This is a genomic window from Novosphingobium sp. BL-S-34, assembly GCF_056857015.1.
Genome location: NZ_CM166472.1, coordinates 1,808,308 through 1,822,461 on the forward strand (window position 1 = coordinate 1,808,308; position 14,154 = coordinate 1,822,461).

General features: G+C 66.4%; 14 protein-coding genes. 6 read left to right on the top strand and 8 right to left on the bottom strand.

The window, feature by feature from the left end; translation table 11 throughout:
* Nucleotides 1-53: 53 nt before the first annotated feature.
* The 3 genes from AC1VV3_RS08615 to hisN are packed head-to-tail and all read right to left on the bottom strand — an operon-like array spanning nt 54 to nt 2,078.
* Nucleotides 54-818, bottom strand: a complete 765-nt coding sequence (locus AC1VV3_RS08615) for an SDR family oxidoreductase (RefSeq protein ID WP_482961550.1) — start codon at nt 816-818, stop codon at nt 54-56.
* Nucleotides 819-840: 22 nt separating this feature from the next.
* Nucleotides 841-1,275 carry a gamma-glutamylcyclotransferase family protein gene (locus AC1VV3_RS08620; protein ID WP_482961551.1) on the bottom strand — a complete coding sequence of 145 codons (435 nt, stop codon included), beginning with the start codon at nt 1,273-1,275 and terminating at the stop codon, nt 841-843.
* A 20-nt stretch (nt 1,276-1,295) separates the two neighbouring features.
* Nucleotides 1,296-2,078, bottom strand: coding sequence for a histidinol-phosphatase (hisN, locus tag AC1VV3_RS08625; RefSeq protein WP_132264613.1), 783 nt, complete (start codon nt 2,076-2,078; stop codon nt 1,296-1,298).
* A 182-nt stretch (nt 2,079-2,260) separates the two neighbouring features.
* Between hisN and AC1VV3_RS08630 the strand changes: the two genes are divergently transcribed.
* Nucleotides 2,261-3,205 (top strand): helix-turn-helix domain-containing protein, encoded by a 945-nt coding sequence (locus AC1VV3_RS08630; RefSeq protein WP_134094726.1) that lies wholly within the window; start codon nt 2,261-2,263, stop codon nt 3,203-3,205.
* A 122-nt stretch (nt 3,206-3,327) separates the two neighbouring features.
* On the opposite strand, the gene AC1VV3_RS08635 is transcribed toward AC1VV3_RS08630, so the two are convergent.
* Both AC1VV3_RS08635 and glpX read right to left on the bottom strand, forming a co-directional pair.
* The gene (locus AC1VV3_RS08635) at nt 3,328-4,263 is read right to left on the bottom strand and encodes a ribose-phosphate pyrophosphokinase (RefSeq protein WP_132264610.1); all 936 of its coding nucleotides are present in this window, start codon (nt 4,261-4,263) and stop codon (nt 3,328-3,330) included.
* Between the two features lie 213 nt (nt 4,264-4,476).
* Nucleotides 4,477-5,460, bottom strand: coding sequence for a class II fructose-bisphosphatase (glpX, locus tag AC1VV3_RS08640; RefSeq protein ID WP_132264608.1), 984 nt, complete (start codon nt 5,458-5,460; stop codon nt 4,477-4,479).
* A 234-nt stretch (nt 5,461-5,694) separates the two neighbouring features.
* Between glpX and AC1VV3_RS08645 the strand changes: the two genes are divergently transcribed.
* On the top strand, nt 5,695-6,036 hold the full coding sequence (locus AC1VV3_RS08645) for a hypothetical protein (RefSeq protein WP_132264606.1): 342 nt from the start codon (nt 5,695-5,697) through the stop codon (nt 6,034-6,036).
* A gap of 85 nt (nt 6,037-6,121) precedes the next feature.
* On the opposite strand, the gene AC1VV3_RS08650 is transcribed toward AC1VV3_RS08645, so the two are convergent.
* Together AC1VV3_RS08650 and AC1VV3_RS08655 are read right to left on the bottom strand one after the other, a co-directional pair.
* The gene (locus tag AC1VV3_RS08650) at nt 6,122-7,429 is read right to left on the bottom strand and encodes a homoserine dehydrogenase (protein WP_132264604.1); all 1,308 of its coding nucleotides are present in this window, start codon (nt 7,427-7,429) and stop codon (nt 6,122-6,124) included.
* A gap of 107 nt (nt 7,430-7,536) precedes the next feature.
* Nucleotides 7,537-8,439, bottom strand: coding sequence for a hypothetical protein (locus AC1VV3_RS08655; protein ID WP_132264603.1), 903 nt, complete (start codon nt 8,437-8,439; stop codon nt 7,537-7,539).
* Nucleotides 8,440-8,799: 360 nt separating this feature from the next.
* Between AC1VV3_RS08655 and AC1VV3_RS08660 the strand changes: the two genes are divergently transcribed.
* The 4 genes from AC1VV3_RS08660 to AC1VV3_RS08675 all read left to right on the top strand — a co-directional run bounded on the left by AC1VV3_RS08660 (nt 8,800) and on the right by AC1VV3_RS08675 (nt 11,433).
* Complete coding sequence (locus tag AC1VV3_RS08660) at nt 8,800-9,471, top strand: energy transducer TonB (protein WP_132264601.1); 672 nt, start codon at nt 8,800-8,802, stop codon at nt 9,469-9,471.
* 73 nt (nt 9,472-9,544) lie between these two features.
* On the top strand, nt 9,545-10,318 hold the full coding sequence (locus AC1VV3_RS08665) for a MotA/TolQ/ExbB proton channel family protein (RefSeq protein WP_132264599.1): 774 nt from the start codon (nt 9,545-9,547) through the stop codon (nt 10,316-10,318).
* 117 nt (nt 10,319-10,435) lie between these two features.
* On the top strand, nt 10,436-10,969 hold the full coding sequence (locus tag AC1VV3_RS08670) for an ExbD/TolR family protein (protein WP_207912874.1): 534 nt from the start codon (nt 10,436-10,438) through the stop codon (nt 10,967-10,969).
* A 29-nt stretch (nt 10,970-10,998) separates the two neighbouring features.
* Complete coding sequence (locus tag AC1VV3_RS08675; RefSeq protein WP_134094727.1) at nt 10,999-11,433, top strand: ExbD/TolR family protein; 435 nt, start codon at nt 10,999-11,001, stop codon at nt 11,431-11,433.
* A gap of 154 nt (nt 11,434-11,587) precedes the next feature.
* Here the strand turns inward: AC1VV3_RS08675 and AC1VV3_RS08680 are convergent, their stop codons facing one another.
* Nucleotides 11,588-14,050 carry a ligase-associated DNA damage response DEXH box helicase gene (locus AC1VV3_RS08680; RefSeq protein ID WP_482961552.1) on the bottom strand — a complete coding sequence of 821 codons (2,463 nt, stop codon included), beginning with the start codon at nt 14,048-14,050 and terminating at the stop codon, nt 11,588-11,590.
* Between the last annotated feature and the right edge of the window lie 104 nt (nt 14,051-14,154).

Below are 14,154 nucleotides of genomic sequence, written 5' to 3' on the forward strand. Positions count from 1 at the left end.
TCCGGGCGGCGCCAGCGCCAGCCCGACCCGGGCACACACGCGCCCGACCCGGCCTAGTCCCCCGCGTAGATCATCTTGCGGGTCATGCCCCCGTCCACGACGATCTGCTGGCCGGTCACGAAACCCGCGCCTTCTCCCGCCAGCCACTCGACGGTGGCGGCGATGTCCTCCACCACCCCCACGCGTCCCACCGGGTGCTGCGCGCGGTCTTCGGCCGAATGCCGCGGCTCTTCCCGCCTTGCCGCTTTCTGCCAGGGGCCCGTCTCGATCCAGCCGGGCAGGACCGCATTCACCCGGATCTCCGGTCCCAGTCCCACGGCCATGGCATGGGTCAGCGCGCAGAGCCCGCCCTTCGAGGCGGCATAGGCATATGTATGAGGCTCCGACTGCAAGGCCCGGGTGGAGGCGATATGCACCACGCTTGCCGGGGCGCCGCTGCGAAGCAGGCCCAGCGCCTCGCGGGTGCAGAGGAAAGCGGAAGTAAGGCTTGCATCGATCCAGCCCTGCCACGCCTCCAGCGTAAGGTCCTCCAGCGGGCCGGCATAGGGATCGGCGATCCCGGCATTGTTGACCAGGAGGTGGGCAGCCTCGGTCCACTTGCCGATCCGGGCGAAGGCGGCGCGGACCGGCTTCTCTTGTCCGACGTCGCACGTCAGCGGCAGGAAACGGTCTTCCGGCAGCAGCGCCGCCAGTTCGCCAAGCGCCTCTTCATCGCGGTCCAGCGCCGCGACCCGCCAGCCGAGGCCCGCGAAGTGCAGGACCAGCCCGCGGCCGATGCCCGCCCCGCCGCCCGTCACGATTGCCGTCCTGTCCGTCATGTCCATCTCCTCGGGCGCCCTCTCAGGCGCCATTGCGCGGAGTGGTAAAGGCCTGGCGCCCCGTCAGTTCCAGCCAGGCGAGATAGTCGCCGGTCAGGATCGGCGGAGAGCCCTTGGGCAAGGCAATGCGCCAGAGATAGATTTCCGCCTGGCGCCGCCTGCCGTTCGAGCCGCGCACGGGCATCGTCCGGCGCCGGTACTCGCGCCCCTCGTAGCGGTCGAGCTTGGCAAGGTCGCCCGGATGGAGTGCCAGTTCGCAAAGCGTTCCCTGCACCCGCGCTCCGGACTTGGCCGGCACGAGCGCGGGAAACCAGCCGTCCCCGCCGCGAATCGCGCGGATCCTCCCCGGAACGCTGGCCGGCTCGGCCGAGACCATCCGCGCCGCGACCCAACGCCCCATGCGGGTTCCGGCGTGGGGCTGGAGCGTTCCATAGACGAACAGCCGGACCTTGCGCATTGCGGGCCTCTGCGCCGGAGTCAGTGGTGGCAGTCCAGCGCTTCCACGACGTCTTCCAGCCGTGCCGGGTCGCCAATGGCCAGAACATGCCCATCCGACTGCGCATGGAGCGGTTCGCCGTTCCAGTCGCACATCGTCCCGCCCGCGCCTTCGACCACGGGGACCAGGGCGGCCCAGTCGTGCAGCTTCAGCCCGGCCTCGCAAACGACGTCGAGATGGCCGCTCGCCAGCAGTCCGTAGTTGTAGCAGTCGCCCCCCATGACCATCCGCTTGTGATCGGTCTTGGCCGCCAGGGTCATGAAGTGCTCGCCCTGGTGGTCGTCGAAATAGTGGGGGCCGGTGGTTGCCAGCATGGCGTCGGAGAGTTCGCGGCAGGGGCGGGTGCGCACTTCCTTGCCGTTGAACGTGGTGGGGAAGCCGCTCGCGCCGACCCAGCGTTCGCCCAGGATCGGCTGGTCGATCACGCCCAGCACCGGCCAGCCATCGACGAGCAGCGCGATCAGCGTGCCGAAGATCGGGCGGCCAGCGATGAAAGAGACGGTGCCGTCGATCGGATCGAGCACCCAGGTCCGGCCCGAAGTGCCTTCCTCGCTGCCGAACTCCTCGCCGATGATACCGTCGCGCGGGACTTCGGCCTTGAGCATCCGGCGCATCGCTTCCTCGGCGGCGCGGTCCGCGACAGTGACCGGCGAGGCGTCACCCTTGCGCTCCACCCCGACGCCGGAGCGGAAGTGCGGGCGAATCGCGTCCCCGGCGGCGTCGGCAAGGCGCAGGGCGAGGGCGATGTCGTTGTCGAGTTTCATGCCCCCTGCTCTGCCCGCCACGGCGATGGCAGGTCAAGGGACCATCGGAAAAACCGCCAGATTGGCCGCAATCCGGGCCTGTGGAGAAACTCTATGGGTTTTTCCCACATTGCAGCGCTCCGGACACGCACTTATTCCATGGCTGGGGCCGCAGCGAATGCAGAAGAACGGAAGCAGGGTACATGTACCATAAAGTGCGGCCGGCCATCGACAGTGCGATCGTGCCGGAACAGGGAACGACCAAGGGCGGACAACCGCTCAGCTACAACAGAGCACCCGCCCCGGACCTCGCGCCCTGGATCGGGCGGCTCTATGTCACCAAGGTGGCGGCACCGGCGGACTACACGCTGCAATGCGGCCTGTTCAACGACACCGCCTTCCTGCGCATCCAATTGGCCGGTCTCTGGGAGGCCGAGACCGCCGGCGGCCGGATAGAGGCAGGCAATGCCGCGATGTTCTGCGGCCCGCAATCGCATCGCATGCCGATCCGCGTCACCGGCAGCTTCATCAGCGTGGGCCTGGCCTTTCGGCCCGGCGCCTGCACCGCGCTGCGCGGGCCGCGCGTGGGCGAGCATCTCGACCGTCTGGCCTCCACCGATCTCGTCGGGATCCCCTCCGACCGGATCCTGGCCATGCTCGAACCGGATGCCGAGCCGGAGGAATGGCTCCACGCCCTGGAAGCGATGATGCGCAAGCGGATCGAACATATGGGCGCGCCCCTGCCCGACCCGATCAGCGCCCGGTTCGAGGACATCAGCTACCGCGATCCCGCCATGTCGATCGCCGATGCCGCGGCGGCCTGCGGGGTCGAGCGGCGCAAGCTGGAGCGGGTGGTCAATCGCGACTTCGGCATGGCCCCCAAGCAGGTGCTGCGCCGCGCCCGCGCGTTGGACATGGCCAGCTTCCTGCGCGGCGTGGCCGACAAGGACGAAGCCGACGAAATGGCCCTGCGCTATTATGACGAGAGCCACCTGATCCACGAGTTCACCGAGCTGTTCGGCATCTCGCCCCGCCAGTTCGCACAGACTCCGCAGCCGATCCTCACCCTGTCGCTGGAATCGCGCCAGGCCCGGCGGCTGGAAGCGCTGCACCGGCTGGAGCCCGGCCAGACGCGGCCCTGGGAATAACGGTCCCGGCCCGGAAAGAGCGCGGGCCGTAAAACGTTCCACATGAAACAAAAAGGCGCGCCCTCCCAGGAGGACGCGCCTTTTTTGCTGGTTGGCGGCCCGGCGCTGGTCCGGGCGGCCGATCAATCGAACAGGCTGGAAACCGAGCTTTCGTCGGCAATGCGGCGGATGGCCTCGCCGATCAGCGGCGCGATCGTCAGGATGCGGATCTTGTCCGACTGCTGGGCCGCTTCGGTGGCCTGGATCGAATCGGTGATGACCAGTTCCTTCAGCGCCGAGTTGGTCACGCGCGAAACCGCCGCGCCCGACAGCACGCCGTGCGTGATGTAGGCGGTGACGCTGGTGGCGCCCTCGTCCATCAGGGCCTGCGCGGCGTTGCAGAGCGTGCCGCCCGAATCGATGATGTCGTCGATCAGGATGCAGGCGCGGCCCTTGACGTCGCCGATGATGTTCATGACTTCCGACTGGCCGGGGCGATCACGACGCTTGTCGACGATCGCCAGCGGGGCGTTGTCGAGGCGCTTGGCCAGCGCCCGGGCGCGGACCACGCCGCCGACGTCGGGCGAAACCACCATCAGCGACTGGTCGCCGTAGCGGGCCTGAATGTCGGCCGCCATGACCGGCGCGGCGAAGAGGTTGTCGGTCGGGATATCGAAGAAGCCCTGGATCTGCCCTGCGTGCAGGTCGACGCAGAGGACGCGGTCGGCGCCGGCTTCGGTGATCAGGTTGGCCACGAGCTTGGCCGAGATCGGCGTGCGCGGGCCGGGCTTGCGGTCCTGCCGGGCATAACCGAAGTAGGGCACCACGGCGGTGATGCGCTTGGCCGAGGCGCGGCGCAGGGCGTCGATGCCGATCAGCAGTTCCATCAGGTTGTCGTTCACCGGGTAGCTGGTGGGCTGCACGATGAAGACGTCCTCGCCGCGGACGTTCTCGTGGATTTCGACGAAGATTTCCTCGTCGGCAAAGCGACGCACAGCCGCATCGGTGAGCGGCAGTTCAAGATACCCCGCGATCGCGCGTGCGAGCGGAAGGTTGCTGTTGCCGGACATGATCTTCATTGCGAATCCCCGAGACGGCTTGAGGTGATGGGTGGCTGGACGCGGTCGCCTCTAGCCATGAGTCATCGGATTGCAACAGAAAGCGTCAGCCTGTCACCGTGACCCGGATGTGAAAACGCCGGCTCCGGAGGTTCCGGAACCGGCGGTTCGATGGACTAACCATCTGAGCACAAAGACGAGTCCCGCTGCGGGACGCGCATGCGCCGCGGCACGTCACCGGTCCCGGTGCTCGCCCTTGATCCAGCGCACCGTCCCGGAACTGGCGCGCATAACGACGCTCTCGGTGGTCATCTTGCCGCCCTTGAGGCGCTTGACGCCGGAGAGCAGCGAGCCGTCGGTCACGCCGGTGGCGGCGAAGATGCAGTCACCCTTGGCCAGGTCGCTGAGGGTGTAGATCTTGTCGAGATCCTTGATGCCCCACTTGCGCGCCCGGCTGCGCTCGTCCTCGTTGCGGAACAGCAGGCGGCCCTGGATCTGGCCGCCCACGCAGCGCAGCGCCGCAGCGGCCAGCACGCCTTCCGGGGCGCCGCCCGAACCCATGTAGATATCGATCGTGGTGTTCTCGTCGGTCACCGCGATCACGCCGGCCACGTCGCCGTCGGGGATCAGGTGGATGCCGCAGCCGATCTCGCGCAGTTCCTCGATGAGATCGGCATGGCGCGGGCGATCGAGCACGCAGACGATGATCTCGTCCGGCTTCACGCCCTTGGCCGCCGCCACGGATGCGACGTTCTCGGTCGCGGTCCGGTTGAGGTCGATCACGCCCTCGGGATAGCCGGGGCCAACGGCCAGCTTCTGCATGTAGACGTCGGGTGCGTTGAGCAGGCATCCCTCTTCCGCGGCGGCCAGTACCGCCAGTGCGTTCGGCCCGGCCTTGGCGGTTATCGTGGTGCCTTCCAGCGGATCGAGTGCGATGTCGATCTTCGGCCCGCGACCGGGCGCCCCGCCCACCTTCTCGCCGATGAACAGCATCGGCGCTTCGTCGCGCTCGCCTTCACCGATAACCACGGTGCCATCCATGTAAAGTGTATCGAAGGCCTTGCGCATCGCTTCGACTGCGGCATGGTCTGCCGCCTTCTCGTCTCCGCGGCCGACGAGGCGCGATGCGGCAATGGCCGCGGCCTCGGTTACGCGAACCATTTCGAGTACGAGGACACGGTCGAGAACTTTACTTGCAGGCGTCTTGTTTTCAGGCATGTTCACTCCGGATTAATCCGAGGAGGAAAGGTTCTGGGAGCGGCTTAGACAGAGGATTTTCAATTGTCGAGAAGAGGGCGGATCCTATTCGCAATCGCATTACTAGCTCCCGCTCCGGCGATTGCCCAGCAATCGGCTGGCGCTTCTGCCGGTACGGCCGGCCAGACGAAATCCACTTCGGCAAGTAATGGAAACGGCTCGGTTTCCGCGGAAGACAGGGCCATTGCCCAGCGCATGATGTCCGGCGCCGGCAGGGTCACGCCGGAGACCGCACGGCAGAAATGCCTGAGCGACACCCGCAGCGCCCGCCCGGGCGAGATCGTCGTCTGTGCCCCGGATGAGGACAAGTTCCGCGTCCAGTCCACGTCCCAGGAAGACCCGATGTCCGACCAGGCCTTGAACGACGGCCGGCTGACGCCGCCCGACGTCGCGGGCAACGGCATCTTCAAGGGCAAGGCCACCGCCACCTTCGGCAAAGTGGAAAAGCCCTACCTGATCGACTTGTCGGCCATCCCCGAAGCGCCTGCCGGGTCGGACGCGGACAAGGTCGCCAGGGGCGAGATGCGCGCGCACTGATACGAAAAACGGGCGCATCGCTGCGCCCGTTTTTCATCTGGAACATTCCGCGCCGCCGACCAAAAGCCGCCGGCGCAGACCCCTGTCAGCCTTCGATGATCTGCATCACCAGCGGACGCGCTGCGAGGCTCTGCGATCCGTCGAGAATACGCAGCGCCTCGGTCACCGCCGATTCCGGCCCTTCGTGCGTGACCATGGCCAAGATCACCTCGCCGGTCTGCGCGTCCTCGCCCTTCTGGATCATGCTGGCGATCGAGACACCCGCATCGCGCATGGCGGCCGTGATCTCGGCCAGCACGCCCGGACGGTCCGGCACGGCGAAGCGGATATAGCTGCGGCCACGGCGATGGCCGGTTTCGGCCGGCTCCATGGCTTCCAGCTCGCCTTCCGGCATGGAGAAGGCAGCGCCTTTCTCTCCGCGCGCGATGTCGATGATGTCGGCGACCACCGCGCTGGCGGTCGGCCCGTCACCGGCGCCCGCGCCCTGGAACAGCAGGCGGCCCATGAAATTGCCCTCGGCGACGACGGCATTGGTGGCACCGTCGACGTGAGCGAGCGGATGGTCGAAAGGCACGAGATGCGGATGGACCCGCTGGAACAGGCGGGCGCTGCCGCCGGTGCGGTCGATCTCGCCCATGCCCAGCAGCCGGATGACGTAACCGAGCGAGCGGGCCTGCTCGATGTCGGCCGCCTTTACCCGCGAAATGCCGGTGGTCTCCACCGCATCGAAACGCAGGCGCGAACCGAAGGCGATTGCCGCCAGGATCGAGAGCTTGTGGCCGGCATCGATGCCTTCCACGTCGAACGTGGGGTCGGCCTCTGCGTAGCCCAGGCGCTGGGCTTCGGCCAGAACGTCGCCGAAATCGCGCCCGGTGTCCTCCATGGTGGAGAGGATGTAGTTGCAGGTGCCGTTGAGGATCCCATAGACGCGGTCGATGGCATTGGCCGCCGCACCCTCGCTGAGCCCCTTGATGACCGGGATGCCGCCCGCGACGGCGGCCTCGAACTTGAGCGCCACGCCTGCCTTTTCAGCGGCCGAGGCCAGTTCCAGCCCATGGTGCGCGATCATCGCCTTGTTGGCGGTGACCAGCCCCTTGCCCTGGCCGATGGCATTGCGCGCCAGGGTCAGCGCCGGTCCGTCAGACCCGCCGACCATTTCCACCACCACGTCCACGTCGGGACGGGCCGCGAGCGCGGCGGGATCGTCTTCCCAGTCGTAATGCGACAGGTCGACACCGCGATCCTTGGTGCGATCGCGCGCGCTGACGGCGGCAATGCGGATCGGCCGGCGCGCCCGGCGGGCAATGAGTTCGGCATTGGTCTCGATAAGACGGACGACGCCCGTTCCGACAGTGCCGAGACCGGCCAGCGCAATATTCAGCGGTTCAACCATGGACAACCCTTTCGGGTCCGGGCCCTAGGGGAGCCCACGGTGAAATTCCAGTACCTTCGCCGGGGTCCGTCCCGAAACTTCGGGCGCGAGGACCCCGGCGCCGGGAATCAGCCGGAAACCTTGGTGCCCTGGTTGAGCGTCCGGCGGCATTCACCGAGCTGACCGATCACCGTGCGATAATCGGCCTCGGCCTGGCGGCGCTCGGCAATGCCCTCGGCCACGTTCGTGCCCGGCGGCGGGTTATTGGGCAGGAAGCAGGCCAGGCGGTACCATTCCACTGTCTCGGGCTGCGGCGGATTGCCGGTGTCGGCCACCAGCTCGGAGAACGAAACGCCCCAGGCGGGCGCCGCACCCGGCTCGTGATGCACCGTGATCGAGGCCGCCGAATTGTCCTTGGTCTTGAGGAATATCTGCGTCTCGCCCTGCCCTGCCAGATTGCCCGGAACATAAAGCAGTTCGCGCACGCCGGTGATCTTGACCGGGGCATTGCCGGAGAGCAGCGAGCGCAGGATGCCGCGCACGCGCGCCTCGGCCTGCTCGCTCCAGAGCTGCTGGGCCGTGGGCGTCACCAGTTGCAACTCGCCGGGGCGGCCGGGAACGGCGCGGGCGAAGAGCAGCACGTCCTGCTTCTTCAGCTTCGGCGCCTTGCCGCGGGAATCGAGCGGAAGGTCCACCAGATAGACGAACGATTCGCCGATCGGCGCCTTGCCCGCGATCAGCGCCTGGGTCTGCGCGGTCATGTAGAAGCGCGCCATGCCCTGGGCGAGGCCGGGGGCCCGCGCATCCTCCACGCGCACCATCTTGCGAATCTGTGCCTTGACCACCAGCCCGGCCGATTCGGACAAGTCGGCGATATCGGCAAATGTCGGTCCGCCCGCGCTCGTCAAGTCACGCGCGCCGGCTTCGTTCGAATTGCCACCGGTTACCCCCTGGGCCAGGACCGGAACAGCCTGCACGGCCAGCGCAACGCCCGCCAGATTCGCGACAAGTCGGTGCAGATGGGATGACATGGGGGACACTCTCCGTGGAAAAAGGCCAGCCTATAGCGGCTTTGGGGCCCGGCCACAAAATCCCCCTTTTCCGATTGGAACTTATCCGCCCTGAATTGACCGTTAACCGTTGACGTGCCGATAAGGCGTTGCACACATGCAACTGTCGGGCTAAGGAAACTCGCAAATTGGGGCAAAAAAACGAATAAGCCCCGCGGTTCGCCTCCCGTTAAAAGTTTACGGATGGGCTGACTGTCAGCCGTCAGGGTGGGTAAGTTGGAGTTTCGTCATGGACCTTGCCTCAGGGTGAGGGCCATGGGCGCCCTTGGACACGTCCGGCACGGGCTTTCCCGGGGCTAGATAATGGAGTGATGCGTTTGAATGGCTTACGCTGACCAGCAAATGAGCGGTAACAAGATTACCGCGCTTGTCATTGTTGCGCTGATCCACGTCTTTGTAGGCTATGCGCTCGTCACGGGCCTGGCCTATCAGGCTGCGCAACAGGTCATCAAGAAGGTGACCACAGTCGACATCAAGGAAGAGAAACCGAAGGAGGAAGAGCCGCCGCCGCCGCCGCCGAAGCAGGAAGAAGCTCCGCCGCCGCCGATCGTCGCGCCTCCGCCGCCGATCAACATTGCCCCGGCCCCGCCGCCGGTGCAGACCGTGGTGACGGCTCCGCCGCCGCCGCCGGTGGTGATCACGACCGCGGCTCCGCCCGCACCCCCGGCTCCGGCTCCGGCACCTCCGGGTCCGTCCAAGGCCCGCGGCGCTTCGCCGAAGGGTCAGGGCAGCTGGGCCGCCCGCATTCAGGCGAACTATCCGACCCGCGCCGCTCGTGAAGAGCGTGAAGGCCGTGTCGGTGTGCGCGTCGGAATCGGTCCGGACGGCAAGGTCACCGCTTGCTCGGTCACCGCATCGAGCGGCAGCCCTGACCTTGACGAGGCAGCTTGCGACGGCATGACCCGCTACGCGCGGTTCAACCCGGCGCTCGACGATGCCGGCAACCCGACGAGCGGCCAGTTCTCGACGGCCATCGTCTACAAGCTGAACTAACTCCTTTTAAGACTGGTTAGGCCCACACCCCGGCCGGAATCAGTCCCTGCATTCTTCTTGAGAGGTAAATCGCATGCTTATCGTTGATATCCTTGCCGCAGCGGGCGAAGCTGCGCCCCAGAACAAGTTCGGTTTCATGGAAGCCCTTCAGGCTGGCGGCTTCATTTCGTACGCCACCGTGATCATCATGGGCATCATGTCCTTCGGCTCGTTCTACATCCTGTTCACCAAGTGGTTCGAACAGTCCAAGATCATGCGCCAGTACAACGTTGTGCGCACCACCTTCTGGAAGGCTCCGACCCTCCGTGAAGGCGCCACCAAGCTCGAGAAGAACAGCGCCTGGCGCCAGCTCGTCGACGACGGCATCGCCGCCGAAGACCAGCACGCCAAGATGACCGATTCGCTCGAAGCCCATGACTGGATGCACGCTTCGCTCGCGCGTTCGGAAGCTTCGATCAACGCTCGCCTTGCTCAGGGCCTGCCGTTCCTCGCCACCGTCGGCGCGACCGCACCGTTCATCGGTCTGTTCGGTACCGTGGTCGGCATCTACCGCGCCCTGATCGCCATCGGCATCGCCGGTTCGGCTTCGATCGACAAGGTCGCTGGTCCGGTCGGTGAATCGCTGATCATGACCGCGCTCGGCCTGATCGTCGCCGTTCCTGCAGTTCTGGCCTACAACTACCTCCAGAGCCGCAACAAGCGCATCGCCGAAAACCTGACCGGCTTCTCCAGCGACGTTCTCGCGAACATCAACTCGCGCGGCGCCGTGAAGCCGATCGTTGCTGCTGCCCCGGCGAAGCCCGCCGCTGCTCCGGCCAAGCCGGCTGCTGCTCCGGCCAAGCCGTAAGCAGCATGGGATGGGCCTGTCGCAGGACGGCAGGCCACATCCGAGGGACTCAGGCGGCGGTGCGTTGCATGCGCGTCCGTCGCCTGCCCAGGGCAACGCAAGGATTAGGATAAAACTATGGCGATATCCTCGGGCGGAGGCGGTGCCGAGACACCGATGTCCGACATCAACACGACGCCGCTCGTCGACGTCATGCTGGTGCTTCTGATCATCTTCCTGATCGCGGTTCCGGTTGCGATCCAGACGATCGAAAAGCTGAAGATCCCCGTCGTCGAGGCCGTTGAATCGAAGGACAAGGTCGAAAACCTTCTCCTCACCGTTTCGACCACCGACGATGCGGGCAAGGCAGCGGGTGAACCCGGTTACGTCGGCGCTTCGCGCAACGGCGAATGCCGCGTCTACTTCAACAACATCACGCCGGTGACCTCGCAGGAACTGCGCGACCAGGCTTTCAAGCGTCTCGATGCAATCGTGAAGCGCGAAGGCGGCCCGCAGGCCCTTCAGGCCAACCCCGATCTCGTGCCGCAGGTCCACATCCGTGGTGACGTCAACGCCCCGTGGCGCTGCGTTGCCGGTGCGATCTACAACGTTCAGATCTCGGGCTACCCCACGGTTGGCTTCATCACCAACCCGGTCGACCCGAACGGCTGACGTTCAGGCAGGAACAGGAGTAACTTTCCATGGCAATGTCAGGCGGCAAGGAAAATGGCGAGCCGATGATGGAAATGAACACGACGCCGTTGATCGACGTCATGCTCGTTCTCCTCATCATGTTCATCATTACCATCCCGGTTGCGACCCACTCGATCGACATCGATCTTCCGGTTGCGACCCCTCCGACGAACACGCCTCCTCCGGTCGATCCGATCCGCAACAAGGTGGTTCTCACCGCGGACGACAAGATCCTCTGGAACGGTACGCAGGTTGACGGCCCGGGTCTCGCGAATCTGCTCAAGCAGTCGCTGAGCTACGCGGTCGAACCCGAACTGCAGTACCAGCCGGAAGCGAACGCCAGCTACGATCTCTCGGCCCAGGTGCTGCAGGTGATCAAGGCGGCGCAAGTCACGAAGTTCGGCTTCGTCGGCAACGAACAGTTCCGCGACTTCGGCAAGTAAGCCGAACGAACGGAACCGGTCTCTCAAGGACCAATGAAGGGGCGGAGCGATCCGCCCCTTTTTTGTTGTCTGGAGCAGCCTTAGTCTGGAGCCGCCTTAGTCCGGCCCAGTCCTATTCAGGCCAAGCCCTATTCAGTCCAAGTCGTTGCCTGGCTCAGTCTTCCTCAGGCTCGGCCACCGGGTCCACTCGCATGGCCATGGAGGCCAGGCTTTCCGCCTCCACGAGCAGATCCTCGTCGGCCGATCCCGAGGGCAGCGATTCCCGCCCGATCATCGAAATCGCCGGCACCGAGAGCGGGCTGATCCGCTCCAGCCGCACATGGTCCACTTCCTTCGCCGCACGGTCCAGCACATCGGCCACGCGCGCCACGTCGGTCATCCGCGCCCGAGCATCGGCCCAGGCCGCCTCGATCAGGAGGTGATCGGGTTCGTACTTGCGCAGGACATCGTAGATCAGGTCGGTCGAGAAGGTCACCTGCCGCCCGGTTTTGCGCTTGCCCGGCTGCTGCCGCTCGACAAGGCCGGAAATCACCGCAACCTCCCGGAAAGCCCGGCGCAGAAGATAGGACTGCTGCACCCAGTCGACGAATTCGTGCGTCAGGATGTCCGGCGAGAGCAGCGAGGCCGGATCGTCCACCGGCTTGAGGCCATAGACCACCAGCGCATAGTCCGTCGCCACGAAGCCGAGCGGCCCCAGCCCCCGGTCTTCCATCCGCCGCGTCACGAGCATCCCCAGCGACTGGTTCGCCGGCCAGCCCTCGAAGGTGTAATAGGTGGTATAGGCGCGGCCCTGGTGCGGGAAGCTCTCCACCAGCAGACGCCCCGGCGCGGGCAAGTGCGAGCGCCAGTCCTGCACTTCGAGCCATTCACGCACGTCGTCGGGAAAACGCGACCAGCCGGCGCGGTCGAACAGCATGGCACGCACCCGGTCCGCAAGATGGGTCGAGATCGGCATGCGCTGGCCCATGTAGCTGGGGATCGTCGCCGAGCGCCGCGCCGCGCGCACGACCAGCTCCAGTTCGCGCAGCGCCTCCACTTCCAGGTCCATTCCGGCGAAGCGGAAAGTGTCCCCCGGCTTGAGGCTCGCCCCAAACCCCTCCTCGACTTTGCCGAGCGAGCGGCCATTGCGAAAGCGCACGTCGAGCATCTCTGAATCGACGATGATTCCGGCGTTGAGCCGGTGGCGTGCGGCATGCTCGGGGTGGGTCAGCCGCCAGGTCCCGTCCTTCTCGCGCACGATCCGGCGGAAGCGATCGTAGGAGCGCAGCGCGTATCCCCCGGTCGCCACGAAATCGAGCACGCGCGCGAAAATGGCCTTGTCCACCCAGGCATAGGCCAGCGACGAGCGCACTTCCGACAGCAGCGCATCCTCGCGAAACGGACCCGCGCAGGCGACGGCCATGACGTGCTGGGCCAGGACGTCGAGGCCGCCGGGGCGGAACGGTTCGCCATCGCGCTGTCCCTCGTGGACGGCCTGCTGCGCGGCGAAAGCCTCGAGAAACTCGAACCGGTTGCCCGGCACCAGCAGCGCCTTGCTCGGCTGGTCGAGCCGGTGATTGGCGCGGCCGATGCGCTGGAGCAGGCGCGACGATCCTTTCGGCGCGCCCATCTGCACGACCAGGTCGATATCGCCCCAGTCCACCCCGAGATCCAGGCTGGCGGTGCAGACCAGGGCCCGCAGCCGCCCCTCCGCCATCGCCCCTTCCACCTTGCGCCGCGCCTCCTTGGAGAGCGAACCATGGTGGATGCCGATCGGCAGGTTGTCCTCGTTGGCGTTCCACAACTCCTGGAAGATATATTCCGCGAGGAAGCGCGTGTTCGTGAAGATCAGCGTGGTGCGGTGGGCCTTGACCTGCTGGATCAGCTGCGGGATCGCCCAGGTGGCGGCGTGGCCGCTCCACGGGATGCGTTCTTCCTGCGGCAGCAGGATCGACACTTCCGGCTCGGCACCGGCCTCGCCTTCGACGAGCTGGACGGCATCGATCTCGCCCCAGGGCGCGAGCCAGCCGCGAAAGGCGTCAGGGTCCGCCAGCGTCGCCGACAGGCCCGCGCGTTGCAGCGCCGGCGAAAGCGCCTGCAGCCGGGACAAGGCCAGCGCCAGGAGATCGCCGCGCTTGCCGGTGGCGAAGGCGTGAATTTCATCGATCACCACCCGCTGAAGCCCGGCAAACAGCGTGGGCGCCTCGGGATAGCTCAGCAGGAGCGAGAGCGATTCGGGCGTGGTCAGCAGCACATGCGGCGGCCGGGCGCGCTGGCGGGCCTTGCGGTCCGAGGGGGTATCGCCGCTGCGGGTCTCGATGCGGATCGGCAGTCCCATCTCCTCCACGGGCGTCAGGAGATTGCGCTGAACATCGTGCGCCAGCGCCTTGAGCGGCGAGACGTAGAGCGTATGCAGGCCCTCGGGCAGCGGCCCGCCGTCCCGCCGCGAGGGGCAGAACGCCGCCAGGGTGGGCAAAAAGCCGGCCAGCGTCTTGCCGGCGCCGGTATCGGCAACCAGCAAGGCGTGAAGTCCGCGGTCGGAGGCTTCCAGCATCTCCAGCTGGTGCCGCCGCACGCGCCATCCGCGCCCGGCGAACCAGTCGCCAAGCTCGGGAGGGACGGCCGTTGCCGGCGTCATGAAGTCGATCTCGGCACGGTCATCGCTCGGGTGGTTGCAGCACGGCTCCGTTGAAGCATGGGGGCGAACAACAGGAAAGCCCGAGCATGCGGCGCGGTTGCGCC

Excerpts from the sequence above, each read along its gene's own strand:
- AC1VV3_RS08670 (WP_207912874.1), top strand. The coding sequence starts at position 10,436 with ATGGCGATATCCTCGGGCGGAGGCGGTGCCGAGACACCGATGTCCGAC.
- AC1VV3_RS08675 (WP_134094727.1), top strand. The coding sequence starts at position 10,999 with ATGGCAATGTCAGGCGGCAAGGAAAATGGCGAGCCGATGATGGAAATG.
- hisN (WP_132264613.1), bottom strand. The coding sequence starts at position 2,078 with ATGAAACTCGACAACGACATCGCCCTCGCCCTGCGCCTTGCCGACGCC.
- glpX (WP_132264608.1), bottom strand. The coding sequence starts at position 5,460 with ATGCCTGAAAACAAGACGCCTGCAAGTAAAGTTCTCGACCGTGTCCTC.
- AC1VV3_RS08645 (WP_132264606.1), top strand. The coding sequence starts at position 5,695 with ATGATGTCCGGCGCCGGCAGGGTCACGCCGGAGACCGCACGGCAGAAA.
- AC1VV3_RS08660 (WP_132264601.1), top strand. The coding sequence starts at position 8,800 with ATGGCTTACGCTGACCAGCAAATGAGCGGTAACAAGATTACCGCGCTT.
- AC1VV3_RS08655 (WP_132264603.1), bottom strand. The coding sequence starts at position 8,439 with ATGTCATCCCATCTGCACCGACTTGTCGCGAATCTGGCGGGCGTTGCG.
- AC1VV3_RS08615 (WP_482961550.1), bottom strand. The coding sequence starts at position 818 with ATGACGGACAGGACGGCAATCGTGACGGGCGGCGGGGCGGGCATCGGC.
- AC1VV3_RS08665 (WP_132264599.1), top strand. The coding sequence starts at position 9,545 with ATGCTTATCGTTGATATCCTTGCCGCAGCGGGCGAAGCTGCGCCCCAG.
- AC1VV3_RS08620 (WP_482961551.1), bottom strand. The coding sequence starts at position 1,275 with ATGCGCAAGGTCCGGCTGTTCGTCTATGGAACGCTCCAGCCCCACGCC.
- AC1VV3_RS08650 (WP_132264604.1), bottom strand. The coding sequence starts at position 7,429 with ATGGTTGAACCGCTGAATATTGCGCTGGCCGGTCTCGGCACTGTCGGA.
- AC1VV3_RS08635 (WP_132264610.1), bottom strand. The coding sequence starts at position 4,263 with ATGAAGATCATGTCCGGCAACAGCAACCTTCCGCTCGCACGCGCGATC.
- AC1VV3_RS08680 (WP_482961552.1), bottom strand. The coding sequence starts at position 14,050 with ATGACGCCGGCAACGGCCGTCCCTCCCGAGCTTGGCGACTGGTTCGCC.
- AC1VV3_RS08630 (WP_134094726.1), top strand. The coding sequence starts at position 2,261 with ATGTACCATAAAGTGCGGCCGGCCATCGACAGTGCGATCGTGCCGGAA.